General features: G+C 61.7%; 10 protein-coding genes. All 10 read left to right on the top strand.

Annotation, left to right across the window (positions count from 1 at the left end; genetic code table 11):
• Positions 1 to 105 precede the first annotated feature (105 nt).
• Positions 106 to 1,086 (top strand): asparaginase, encoded by a 981-nt coding sequence (locus T370_RS0119060; RefSeq protein WP_005030209.1) that lies wholly within the window; start codon positions 106 to 108, stop codon positions 1,084 to 1,086.
• A 294-nt stretch (positions 1,087 to 1,380) separates the two neighbouring features.
• Entirely contained in the window at positions 1,381 to 2,517 is a 1,137-nt protein-coding gene (locus T370_RS0119065; protein WP_029436683.1) for an efflux RND transporter periplasmic adaptor subunit, read from the top strand.
• Positions 2,518 to 2,843: 326 nt separating this feature from the next.
• Positions 2,844 to 5,978 carry an efflux RND transporter permease subunit gene (locus T370_RS0119070; RefSeq protein WP_029436684.1) on the top strand — a complete coding sequence of 1,045 codons (3,135 nt, stop codon included), beginning with the start codon at positions 2,844 to 2,846 and terminating at the stop codon, positions 5,976 to 5,978.
• Positions 5,979 to 6,065: 87 nt separating this feature from the next.
• Positions 6,066 to 6,515, top strand: coding sequence for a universal stress protein (locus T370_RS0119075; RefSeq protein WP_005030215.1), 450 nt, complete (start codon positions 6,066 to 6,068; stop codon positions 6,513 to 6,515).
• Positions 6,516 to 6,877: 362 nt separating this feature from the next.
• Positions 6,878 to 7,648, top strand: coding sequence for a DUF4198 domain-containing protein (locus T370_RS0119085; protein WP_009380067.1), 771 nt, complete (start codon positions 6,878 to 6,880; stop codon positions 7,646 to 7,648).
• Positions 7,649 to 7,937: 289 nt separating this feature from the next.
• Complete coding sequence (gene cbiM, locus T370_RS0119090; protein ID WP_029436685.1) at positions 7,938 to 8,543, top strand: cobalt transporter CbiM; 606 nt, start codon at positions 7,938 to 7,940, stop codon at positions 8,541 to 8,543.
• A gap of 4 nt (positions 8,544 to 8,547) precedes the next feature.
• A complete protein-coding gene (locus T370_RS0119095) occupies positions 8,548 to 9,189 on the top strand; it encodes a hypothetical protein (protein ID WP_029436686.1) in 642 nt (213 codons plus the stop codon).
• Positions 9,189 to 9,956 (top strand): cobalt ECF transporter T component CbiQ, encoded by a 768-nt coding sequence (cbiQ, locus tag T370_RS0119100; RefSeq protein ID WP_005030222.1) that lies wholly within the window; start codon positions 9,189 to 9,191, stop codon positions 9,954 to 9,956. The genes T370_RS0119095 and cbiQ overlap by 1 nt, the downstream gene beginning before the upstream one ends.
• A complete protein-coding gene (locus T370_RS0119105; RefSeq protein ID WP_029436687.1) occupies positions 9,949 to 10,668 on the top strand; it encodes an energy-coupling factor ABC transporter ATP-binding protein in 720 nt (239 codons plus the stop codon). The genes cbiQ and T370_RS0119105 overlap by 8 nt, the downstream gene beginning before the upstream one ends.
• Positions 10,669 to 10,726: 58 nt before the next feature.
• Positions 10,727 to 11,875: an iron-containing alcohol dehydrogenase gene (locus T370_RS0119110; RefSeq protein ID WP_029436688.1), complete on the top strand. Its 1,149-nt coding sequence runs from the start codon at positions 10,727 to 10,729 to the stop codon at positions 11,873 to 11,875.
• Positions 11,876 to 12,073: the final 198 nt, after the last annotated feature.

The raw sequence follows: 12,073 nt of genomic DNA on the forward strand, positions 1-12,073 counted from the left end.
AAGGAGGGAGGAGGTTTGGAGGAGGGAGGAAGGCCCTTTCTCCAGAAAGGGCCTTCCTCCCTCCTCCAAGTATCCCTTCCTTTTTCGCCTTCCAAGAAGAGCGACATGGATAATAAAAAAGTAATCGTACTGACGACGGGCGGAACCATCGCCATGAAGCTTGACCCGGCGCACGGCATCGTGCCCGCGGTGAGCGGCGAGGATCTGGTGGCTTCCGTCCCGGGGCTGCGCGAGGCGTGCCCCATTGAGGTCATGGAATTTTCCAATATTCCAAGCCCGCACATGACGCCGAAACGGATGTTCGAACTCGGCAACAAGGTGGAGGAACTGCTCCGCCATGAGGACATTCTGGGCGTCGTGATCACGCACGGCACGGATACGCTGGAGGAAACCGCGTATCTGCTGGATCTCGTGCACAACAGCGAGAAGCCGGTCTGTCTGACCGGAGCCATGCGATCGGCGGCGGAGATCAGCCCGGACGGACCGGTGAACCTGTTGTGCGCCGTGCGCACGGCGGCGAGTTCCGAAGCCCGGGGCAAGGGCGTGCTTGTAGTCATGAACGAGGAAATCCACGCCGCACGCGAGGTCGTGAAATCCCACTCCGCGAATACGGAAACTTTCGTTTCGCCGTTCTGGGGGCCGCTCGGCTATGTGGACCCCGACCGCGTGGTCTTCCGCCGCAATACGCTCGGCAGGCAATCCATCCGTCCGCCGGAGCTGGTGGAGGACGTACACTTGATCAAGTTGGCGAGCGGCTCGGATTCGCTGCTGATCGATTTTCTGGTGGAGCGGAACGTCAGAGGGCTCGTGCTTGAGGCTTTCGGCCGGGGCAACGTGCCGCCCGCCGCATTGCCGGGCATCCGCCGTGCCGTGGAGAAAGGGATTCCGGTGGTCATCACCACCCGGACCATAGCCGGGCGCGTGCTCGACGTGTACGGCTACGAGGGCGGGGCCAAAACCGTGCTGGAGGCCGGAGGGATTCTCGGCGGCGAGACCAGCGGGCCCAAGGCCCGGCTCAAGCTTATGCTGGCCCTTGGCGTGGCGTCGGGCCGTGACGAGCTGGCGGTCTTTTTCGATACGCCGTGATCGATTTCATGAAAAAGACAAACAGGTAAGCTAAAGATGGCGCGGGCGATTCCGCGTCATCTTTTTTTGCGGTACGGATCGGGAAGAAAACAGGGCGCAACGGTCCGGAATCGCTGACCCGTGGGCCCCCGGGGTGGAAAAAAGCCCCGCATTTTTCCGGGACCCCCCGGGATTGTGGGCTTTTTCATTGTTGCGTCTCTTGCTACACTACCCCCGTCCCGACGAAAAATGGGACCCTGGAGAACCCCGTAACTTGCCGTGCCGTATATCGGCAGGATGCCGAGGAGCCTTTTTATGAGCTACCCGAGAGCCCTGACGAGGGCCGTTCTGTGTATGTTGTTGTCTTTGATGCTGTTGGCCTGTGAGGAAGGGGGCAAGGGTGCCCCGGGTTCCTCCGGTCCGCGCGAAGTCGTGATAATCAAACTGGAGCCCCGGCGGGAAGTCTACACGACGGCCCTTGCCGGGCGCATCGCGTCGTTTCAGGTGGCGGAAGTCAGGCCGCAGGTCGGCGGCATCCTTCAGCAGCGTCTGTTTACCGAGGGCGCCGACGTGAAGGCGGGGCAGGCCCTGTATCAGATCGATCCCGCCACGTATGAGGCCGCCTTGGACAGCGCGCAGGCCGCGCTCATGAAGGCCGAAGCCAACGTCACCCCGGCGCGGCTGAAGGCGGAGCGTTTCCGTGAGCTGCTGGCGATCAAGGCGGTGAGCAAGCAGGAGTATGACGACGCGCAGGCCGCGTTCAAGCAGGCCGAGGCGGACGTGGCGGTGAACCGCGCCGCCGTGAAGACCGCCCGCATCAATCTGGAATACACCAAAGTCCGTTCCCCCATTTCAGGGCGCATCGGCAAGTCGGCGTTCACGCCCGGCGCGCTGGTGACCGCCAATCAGGCGCAGGCGCTGACCTCCGTGCGCCAGCTTGATCCGGTGTATGTGGATATCACCCAGTCCAGTCAGGATTTGCTGCGGCTGCGCGCTCAATTCACCAATGGGGAATTGCGTTCCGCCGCCGAGGAGGCGCCTGTCCGCCTGAAACTCGAAAACGGTGCCATGTATCCGCATGAGGGCCGCTTGCAGTTCACGGACGTCAGCGTGGACGAAAGCACCGGCATGGTGTCCCTGCGCGCCCTGTTCCCCAATCCCGAACATATTTTGTTGCCCGGCATGTACGTGCGCGCGGTCATCGCCGAGGGCGTGGACGAAAACGCCTTGCTGGTCCCGCAGCGGGCGCTGCGGCGCGATCCGAAGGGGCAGGCTTCCGTGCTCCTTGTGGACGGCGGCGGCAAGGTGGACGTCCGGCTTGTCGACGTGGGCCGTACCGTAGGCGATTCGTGGCAGGTGCTTTCCGGCTTGAAGCCCGGAGACCGCGTCATTGTTGAAGGCGGGCAGAACGTCCGTCCCGGCATGAGCGTGAAGATCAGGGGCGAAGGATAGCGGGGAAGTCGGAGGGGGCCGCGAAAGGGCTGGTTGTCCTATTCGTGGGCCTCTGGGGTTCTGGAGGGTCGGCTGTGACTTGACTCCCGTTCCGCGTATCTTCCCGCCGCCAACGGTTTTTGAACAATCAATAACAGTCTGGTGATACGGGGAACCTCCCGTCGGCAGGCGTTTCCCGGTGACTTCCCTTAACGGCCTTTTTTCGGCCAGCAGAGGATGAAAGCTTCCCTTGAGGAAAAGAGAAGGCCACCAGAGGGCTTTTGAGAGCGCCTATCCTCTTTTTTGAAAAAGTCCCGTATGTAACCATATAACTTCATAGAGAACTTATGGCACGTTTTTTTATAGACCGCCCGGTGTTCGCGTGGGTTATCGCCATCCTGATCATGATGGCGGGGGGGATTTCGATATTCCGCCTGCCCGTGGAGCAGTATCCGCGCATCGCGCCTCCGGTGGTCACCATCACGGCTAAATATTCCGGGGCCTCGGCTCAGACGCTTGAGGACACGGTCGCGCAGGTCATCGAACAAAAACTGAACGGCATCGACGGCCTGCTGTATATCAACTCCACCAGCGACGCCGCCGGGCAGGTCTCCATCCGGCTCACCTTCGATCCCGATACCAATCCCGACGTGGCGCAGATGCAGGTGCAGAACAAGCTCCAGCTCGCCACTTCGTCCCTGCCGGAAGAAGTGACGCGGCAGGGCATCACCGTAACCAAGGTGGCGGACAGCTTCCTTCAGATGTACGCGTTCGTGTCGTCCGACGATTCCATGAGCGCGGCGGACCTGTGCGATTTTGTGGGCTCCACCATCCTTGACCCCCTGAGCCGTGTGGACGGCGTGGGCGAAGTGTCCCTGTTCGGCGCGCCCTATGCCATGCGAATCTGGCTCAACCCCTCGAAGCTCCTCTCATACAGCCTGACGCCGTCCGACGTGATCAATGCGGTGAAGGCCCAGAACAAACAGGTTTCGCTCGGGGAAGTCGGCGGCAAGCCCATCCGGGACGGGCAGCAGATGAACGTCACCATCAAGGCGCAGAAACAGCTCACGTCCGTTCCGGAATTCGAGCGCATCCTGCTGCGCGTCAATCCCGATGGCTCCGCCGTACGCCTCCGTGACGTGGCCCGTGTGGAACTGGGGCAGGAAAGCTACACATCGTCGGCCCGCTACAACGGCAAGCCTGCGGCGGGCGTGGGCATCAAGCTGGCTTCGGACGCCAACGCTCTGAACACGTCAAATGCGGTGGCGGCCTTCATTGAGGACATGCGCCCCTATTTCCCGCACGGCGTGGAAGTGGTGTCGCCCTACGATACCGTTCCGTTCATCAAGATTTCCATCATCGAGGTGGTCAAGACCCTGCTTGAGGCCATCGTGCTGGTGTTCGCGGTCATCTACCTGTTCCTCCAGAACTTCCGGGCCACAATCATCCCATCGTTGGCGGTTCCCGTGGTTCTGCTCGGTACGTTCGGCGTCATGGCGGCGTTCGGGTTCAGTATCAATACGCTGACGATGTTCGGCATGGTGCTGGCAATCGGCCTGCTTGTGGACGATGCCATCGTCGTGGTCGAAAACGTGGCCCGCGTCATGGAAGAGGACGGGCTGCCTCCGCGCGAGGCCACCATCAAGACGATGGGCCAGATCACCGGCGCGCTCATCGGCGTGGCGGCGGTGCTGTCCGCCGTGTTCGTGCCGATGGCCTTTTTCGGCGGCACCGTCGGCGCCATCTACCGCCAGTTCTCGCTGACCATCGTGTCGGCCATGATCCTTTCCGTCGTCGTGGCGGTGGTGCTGACGCCCGTATTGTGCTCCACCTTTCTGAAGCCCGGCCACATGGCCTCGCAGCACGGCTTCTTCGGCTGGTTCAACCGGAGTTTCGACCGGGCGACCACGGCCTACAGGGGGGCCGTCGGCAGGATCATCAAGGTCGGCGGCAGGATGATGGTCATATATTTGGCCATGCTCGTGTGCGCGGGCTGGATCTTGTGGCGTATGCCCACGTCGTTTCTGCCCAACGAGGATCAGGGCATCCTGACCGTGGAAATCCAGCTCGGCCCGGGATCGACGGAAACGGAAACCCTGAAGATCGTGGAACAGGTGGAGCGCCATTTCCTTGAGAATGAAAAGGAAAACGTGCATGGCATGATGCTGACCCTTGGGCGCGCATCGGGCGGCAAGGGGCAAAGCACCGCGCGCGGGAACATCCGCCTCCGCGACTGGAGCGAGCGCAAAGATCCTGAGCGGCGCGCGCAGGCCATCATCGACCGGGCGAATCAGGCTTTTTCCTCAATCATCAATGCCCGTGTATTCGTCTCCGCGCCCCCGGCGATCCGCTCGCTCGGCAACGCCACCGGCTTTGACTTCGAGTTGCAGGATCAGGCGGGGCTTGGGCATGAAGCCCTCATCGCGGCGCGGGATCAGCTGATGGAGCTGGCGCGGCGCAGCCCCCTGCTGCGGAACGTCCGAACTTTCGGGCAGGACGACAGCCCGCAGCTGGAAGTTGACATCGATCAGGAAAAGGCCGGGGCGTTCGGCTTGCCCCTCGACGCCATCAACACGGATCTTTCGGCGGCGTGGGGCGGGAAGTACGTCAACGACTTCGTGGACCGCAGCCGCGTCAAAAAGGTGTATGTGCAGGCCGATGCGCCGTTCCGCATGAAGCCCGAAGATTTCAATCGGTGGTATTTCCGCAACGACAAGGGCGAGATGGTGCCGTTCACGTCCATCGGCGAGGCCCGCTGGACGTACGGCCCCATGCAGCTTGAACGCTACAACGGCGTGTCCGCCGTGCGGATACAGGGCCGCGCCGCCGCCGGGATGAGCTCGGGTACGGCCATGCTGGAGATGGAACGGCTGATGAAGGAGCTTCCCGAAGGCATCGGCTACCAGTGGACCGGGATGTCCTTTCAGGAGCGCCTTTCCGGTTCGCAGGCGCCGTTCCTCTATGCCTTGTCCATCTTGGTGGTGTTCCTCTGCCTCGCCGCGCTGTACGAGAGCTGGAGCATTCCGCTGTCGGTCGTTCTGGTCGTGCCCCTCGGCGTGCTCGGGGCTGTGGCGGCGACCGGCGCGCGCGGGCTGTCCAACGATGTGTATTTCCAGATCGGCCTGCTGGCGACCATCGGGCTCGCGGCGAAGAACGCCATTCTGATCGTGGAGTTCGCGCGGGAGTTGTTCCAGCAGGGCGCGAGCCTTGCGGACGCCGCGATGGAAGCGGCCCGGTTGCGCTTGCGGCCCATCCTCATGACCTCTTTAGCTTTCCTCATCGGCGTATTGCCGCTGGCGATAAGTACCGGGGCGGGGTCGGGAAGCCAGAATGCCATCGGGACCGGCGTCATGGGCGGCACGTTCGCGGCAACGGCCCTTGGGATTTTCTTTGTCCCGGTCTTTTTCGTCTTGGTCTTCCGCCTGTTCAACCGGAAGGCCCGGGAAGGCCGGGGAACCGTCGTTCCGAAGGAAAAGCGTTAGAAAATCCGTCCGGCTTGACTTTGGCGCAACAGGAGGTAGTGTAAAGACAATCCTGTATTGTCCAACTCGTTACGCTGGAGGCGTCTCATGGAACTGAAGAAGATCCTTTGCGCAGTCGACCTGAAGGACAGCGTCAACCCTGCCGTGGAATATGCGAAGATGCTCTCGGAACTTTCGGGGGCTTCGATCTCGGCTATTTATGTCGTCTCGTCGCGTTCGGCTTATGAGAACCTGCAAGTCCCCGTGGAGGACATCGCCAAGGGGATGCGAAGCATCTGGTCCCGTGCCCGGGGGGATATGGATGCTTTCGTGGAGAAGCAGTTCCCCGGCATGGACGTCAACGGGCTCATCTATGAAGGGCGCCCCGCCGAGAAGATTGTGGAGATCGCCAAGGAACTCGGCGTCGACATGATCGTCATGGGAACCCACGCCCGCGAAGGGTTGGATCGGCTGTTCTTCGGCTCCGTGGCCAATGAGGTGGTGAAGTCCGCCAAGTGCCCCGTGATGACCATCCGGCCCTCCAAGAAGCCCGAGTAGGCACTTCAAAAGGCATTGTCATCAAGAGAGGATCTGGGAAGGTCCTCTCTTTTTCTTTCCGGCGGGTACGAGGGCATGGAACGGGGCAGCGAAGGCGGCGGGAGCGCCTGCATGGGCATGAAGCCGTTTCCGTGAGCGGATTGGGTGCTATGGCTTTGCGTATGGTGCGCATGTGTCTTGGAGACGATGTTTCCGAGCCCAGATTGGCTCATGGATTCTTATACAATTCAAAGTGAAACAAATATAGGACGAAAATCATCGATTCTCTGTTGTTACTTTTCTTTGTATTGTGTTACTCATGGTTTTACGGCGTGAGGCGTGCCCTTTTGGCTGCCGTCGGCCCGACACAAGGAGATTCGGTTATGTGGAAAACGTTTCTGATGAGTTGCATCATGATGCTGTCCGTTTCCGGCGTTGCGCTTGCGCACTTCGGCATGGTCATCCCTTCTGCGGGCACGGTGACGGACAAGAAGGACGCCGACGTCACGCTGGACCTGTCCTTTACCCATCCTATGGAAATGCAGGGTATGCCGCTGGCCAAGCCGAAAGCGGTGCAGGTCATTGCGAATGGCAAGACTGAAGACCTGAAACCCAGCCTCAAAGCCAAAAAAATCGTGGATCACGACGGCTGGACCGCGCAGTATGCGATCAAGCGGCCCGGCGTCTATCAGTTCGTCATGGAGCCGCAGCCGTACTGGGAGCCCGCCGAGGATTGCTACATCGTCCATTACACCAAGGCGTATGTGGCGGCGTTCGGCGAAGAGGAAGGCTGGGATGAGCCCGCCGGGCTCAAGACGGAAATCGTTCCCCTGACCCGTCCCTTCGGCAATTATGCTGGCAATGTGTTTCAGGGGCAGGTGCTGTTGAACGGCAAGCCCGTGCCCGGCGCCGATGTGGAAGTCGAGCTGTACAACAAGGATAAGAAGTACGAAGCGCCCAACGAGTATATGGTGACGCAGGTCGTGAAGGCCGACGCCAACGGCGTCTTCACCTATGCCGTGCCTTTTGCGGGCTGGTGGGGCTTCGCCGCGCTGAATACCGCCGATGAGAAGCTTGATCACGACGGCACGCCCAAGAATGTCGAGCTTGGAGCCGTGCTGTGGGCCGAGTTCGTCGACCCGGTGAAGAAGTAAAAAAAGACAAGCGGGAGGGTGCCGCAGTGGGTGTGGTGAACGCCTGCCGGCATGCTCTCCGATTCACCCTGCCTGCAGGGATTGCGCAGGAGGGGAGGAACAGGCGTTCCGCTGCTTCGAGAACTCGGGAAAGCCTGGAACAGGGATTCGTAAAGACGAGCGTTTTTGAAGAGGGAAGGCCGGGCTCTGCGCTGGCAGGTTTGGGGAAGGGAGGGTAAAACTTTTTCCGGAAAGTTTTCATCTCCTTTCCCCAAATTCCTTCCTCGGTAAAACAAATCGAAGGTGAACCATGCATATTTCGGAAGGGGTGCTTTCCCCGGCGGTCCTTGGGGCAGGAGCCGTGCTGGCGGCGGCCGGTATTGTCATTGGGCTGCGGAAACTGGACTACGACAGGCTGATGACGGTGGCGATTCTGGCCGCGGCCTTTTTTGTGGGCTCACTCATCCATGTGCCCATAGGCCCGAGCAGCGTGCACCTCATCCTGAACGGGCTCCTCGGGATGCTGCTCGGCTGGGCGGCGTTCCCGTCCATTTTTGTGGCGCTCATGCTTCAGGCGATCCTGTTCCAGTACGGCGGCATCACCGTACTAGGCGTGAATACCTTCAATATGGCTTTTCCGGCGGTCGTCTGCTACTACGCGTTCCGCCCCATGCTGTTGAAATCCGCACGTCAGCGGATTGTCGGCGCATTCTGCTGCGGGGCTCTCTCCGTCGCCGGGGCCGGGCTGCTGACGGCGCTGTCGCTGAGTTTCAGCGATGAAGGCTTTCTCCGTACCGCACAGATCTTGTTTCTGGCGCACATTCCCGTCATGATCGTGGAAGGCGTGATCACCGCGCTGGCGGTTTCGTTCATTGCCAAGGTCCGCCCGGAAATCCTGCAATTTTCCAAGGAATAGCGATATGCGTATGTTTCGCCTTTGGTGCATGGCGTTGTGCCTCGTATTCGCCGGAGCCTCGTTCGCTTCGGCGCACCGCGTGAATATCTTCGCCTTTGTGGATGGGGATGCCGTACAGGTCGAGTGTGGGTTCAACAGAAGCCAGAAGGTCAAGCAGGGGACCGTGGAGGTCTTTGACGCAACGACCGGCGCGCGGCTGTTGCAGGGAACCACCGATGATAACGGGGTGTTCCGGTTCCCGGTGACGGCGGAGCTCCGCGAGGCCGGGCACGATCTCAACATCCGGATCATCGCCGGGGAAGGGCACCAGAACGACTGGACCGTGGCCGCCGACGAGCTGGCTTCTTCGGGAACCCCGAAGGCCGTCGCTGTTGCCGCTGCGGAAGTCCCGGCTACCCCGGCCTCCCTTGTCGCCGGACAGGCCGCGCCTTCTGCCGCCGCTTCGGTTGCGGCGGTTTCCGGCGGCGCGACGCCCGCCGAGATTGAGCGCATCGTCGACGCCGCACTGGACGCCAAACTGTCCCCCATCAAACGTATGCTTGCGGAACAGACGGAAGCCGGTCCGAACCTCCGGGACATCATCGGGGGCATCGGCTGGATTTTCGGGCTGATCGGCGTTGCGGCGTATTTCAGGCGCCGGCCCTGATGTTTGACGAACCTTTTGCCCACGGGCGCTCTTTGGTGCACGCCGTCGACCCCAGATTCCGTCTGGTGGCGGCGTTCGTGTGCGCCGTGTGCCTGGCCGTGGTGCGGACTCCCGAGGCGGCATGGTTCGGGTTCGGCATAGCCGCGCTGCTCCTTGCCCTCAGCAGGCCGCCGATGCGGCCCGTGCTCCGGCGGCTGGCCGTGGTCAATGTGTTCATTGCGTTCCTTTGGCTGACGGTCCCCTTGACCTCGGGCGGAGACGTTATCGCCGCGTGGGGGCCGCTGGAGGTCAGCCGCGCGGGGGTGCTGCTGACCCTGCTCGTGACCATCAAGTCCAATGCCATCGTCATGACGTTCCTCGCGCTGGTGGCGACGATGGATTCCCCGACCATCGGCTATGCGCTGGAGCGGCTGCGCTTCCCGTCCAAGCTGGTTTTCCTGTTCCTGTTCACGTACCGTTATCTGCATGTGATCGCCGATGAATGGCACAAGCTGCACGGCGCGGCGCGGCTGCGCGGGTTCGCGCCCAAGACCAACATGCATACGTACCGTACCTTCGGCAACATGCTCGGCATGGTCTTTGTGCACAGCTTCGACCGTTCCGTGCGGGTCTACGAAGCCATGATCCTGCGCGGTTTTTCCGGGCGTTTTCAGTCCGTGACCGCTTTCCGGGCCACATCCCGCGATGCCGTGTTCGCCGTGGCGGCGTTCGCGTGCATGGTTTGCCTCGTGGCCTTTGATCTGTATCTGGAGTTTCCCCGTGGCTGAGCCCATTTTCGCGCTGGAGCATATTTCGTTCACATATCCCGGAGGACGGCAGGTCTTCCGGGATATGGATTTTGCCCTGTACCCTGACCGGAAGATCGGCTTGTACGGTCCGAACGGAAGCGGCAAGACGACGTTTTTCCGGTTGATCATGGGGCTGGCGGCACCGCAGGAAGGCCGTATCCTCTTTCACGGGCGTCCGCTGGAAACGGAAAAGGACTTTCGGGAATTGCGCTGCAAGGTGGGCTTGGTCCTCCAGCACGCCGAGGATCAGCTTTTCTGTCCCACGGTGTTGGAAGACGTGGCCTTTGGGCCGCTGAATCTTGGCTGCACTCAGGACGAAGCCCTGGATCGTGCGGCGTCCACGCTGGAGCGGCTCGGGCTGGCCGGGTTCGAAAACCGGCTGACGCACCGCCTGTCCGGGGGCGAGAAGAAACTGGTTTCGCTGGCTACGGTCCTTGTGATGGAGCCGGAAGCCCTGTTGCTCGACGAGCCCACCAACGGGCTGGATCCGGAAGCCCGGCAGCGGATCATCGGCGTCTTGAAAACCCTTCCCACGGCCCGTATCATCATTTCCCACGACTGGGACTTCCTGGCGGAGACCTCTTCCGAATACCTGACGGTTGAGGGGCAGCATTTCACGGACGCCGCGCCGTCGCACGCTCATGCCCATATGCATGTGCATCCTCTCGGCAACAAACCGCACGAGCACTGAGAAGCCCTTCGCACAACGGTGCCGCACGTCAGGGCCGCGGCATGAAAACGGGGGAAATATGTGGAACTGGTTCTCGCCGAAAGGCATCGTCTTTGGGGAGGGAAAAGCCGCTTCAACGGGTTTGTTCGCCAGGCAGTGGGGGAGGGGCCGGGCGCTCGTGATCACGGGGCCGTTCCTGCGGCGTTCAGGCGTTGTGGAACCTGTGCTCCAGTCCTTGCGTGAGGCGGGGCTGCTCGGCGCGGTTTTTTCGGATATTCCGTCCGAACCCACCGACCGCCATGTCAGGGAGGCGCTTGGCCTGTTCCGAAGGGAACGGTGCGGGACCATCGTAGCCTGCGGCGGGGGAGGGCCCATCGACGTTGCCAAGGCCGTGAGCCTGCTCGACGCCAACGGCGGGGCTGTCCGGGATTACGCGGGAGTGGGCAGGGTGCCGCATCCCGGCGTTCCGATCATCGCCATTCCGACGACGGCGGGTTCGGGGAGCGAGGTTTCGGGAACGACGATCATCACCGAGGAAGCCGCCCACGAGAAACTGCTCGTCATTTCCATGTATCTTGTCCCGGAAATCGCCATCCTCGACCCCCTGCTGACATACGGTATGCCTCCGGCGCTGACGGCGGCCACGGGCGTTGATGCCTTGACCCATGCCATCGAATCCTGCGTATCCCGCAAGGCTACTAAACTGACCATCGACTTTTCCTTGCGGGCCGCGGGGAGGCTCGCCCGGTTCCTACCCGTGGCGTTCGCCAGCCCGGACGATGCCGAAGCCCGGCGCGAGTGCCTGCTTGGTTCGCTGGAGGCGGGCATTGCCTTTACCAACAGTTCCGTGGCGCTGGTGCACGGCATGGCCCGCCCGCTTGGGGCGAAGTTCGGCATCCCGCACGGCGTGAGCAACGCCGTTTTGCTGGAGGCGATCATGAGGTTTTCGCTTCCCGGCGCACCGGAACGCTATGCCCGGCTGGCGGAAGCGATGGGGGCGGTTCCGGCGGGAACGCCTTTGGAAACGGCGCGGGCCGGGCTCGGCATTGTGAGCCGGCTGGTGCACGAGCTGCATATCCCCCGGCTGCGTGACTTGCTTTCCCGCGAGGCGCTGGATGCCCAGCTCGACGCGATGGTGCGGGAAGCCGTTGCCAGCGGAAGCCCCGCCAACAATCCGCGTCCGGCATCGCCCGAAGAGATCGCGTCACTGTACGGGGAGGCTTTTTAGAAAGGCGTTTCCGGGAGCTGTCCAGCCCCGGCAAGGGAAGGGCTCCCTCATATCTTCAAAACGGTTTCCCTGGGCTATACCGCCAAGGAAACCGTTTTTTTCAGGCAAAGGAGTCACCACTCTGTTGCCTCAGGGAACGCTGCGAACAGGGATTCAATAAACGTAAAAGTCTTTGAAGAGGTGGGGGTGGGGTTTGGG

Source organism: Bilophila wadsworthia ATCC 49260, from assembly GCF_000701705.1.
Classification (GTDB): domain Bacteria; phylum Desulfobacterota; class Desulfovibrionia; order Desulfovibrionales; family Desulfovibrionaceae; genus Bilophila; species Bilophila wadsworthia.

What these genes read in the sequence shown, in the direction of transcription:
- T370_RS0119060 (WP_005030209.1), top strand. Translation starts at nt 106, where the DNA reads ATGGATAATAAAAAAGTAATCGTACTGACGACGGGCGGAACCATCGCC.
- T370_RS0119065 (WP_029436683.1), top strand. Translation starts at nt 1,381, where the DNA reads ATGAGCTACCCGAGAGCCCTGACGAGGGCCGTTCTGTGTATGTTGTTG.
- T370_RS0119070 (WP_029436684.1), top strand. Translation starts at nt 2,844, where the DNA reads ATGGCACGTTTTTTTATAGACCGCCCGGTGTTCGCGTGGGTTATCGCC.
- T370_RS0119075 (WP_005030215.1), top strand. Translation starts at nt 6,066, where the DNA reads ATGGAACTGAAGAAGATCCTTTGCGCAGTCGACCTGAAGGACAGCGTC.
- T370_RS0119085 (WP_009380067.1), top strand. Translation starts at nt 6,878, where the DNA reads ATGTGGAAAACGTTTCTGATGAGTTGCATCATGATGCTGTCCGTTTCC.
- cbiM (WP_029436685.1), top strand. Translation starts at nt 7,938, where the DNA reads ATGCATATTTCGGAAGGGGTGCTTTCCCCGGCGGTCCTTGGGGCAGGA.
- T370_RS0119095 (WP_029436686.1), top strand. Translation starts at nt 8,548, where the DNA reads ATGCGTATGTTTCGCCTTTGGTGCATGGCGTTGTGCCTCGTATTCGCC.
- cbiQ (WP_005030222.1), top strand. Translation starts at nt 9,189, where the DNA reads ATGTTTGACGAACCTTTTGCCCACGGGCGCTCTTTGGTGCACGCCGTC.
- T370_RS0119110 (WP_029436688.1), top strand. Translation starts at nt 10,727, where the DNA reads ATGTGGAACTGGTTCTCGCCGAAAGGCATCGTCTTTGGGGAGGGAAAA.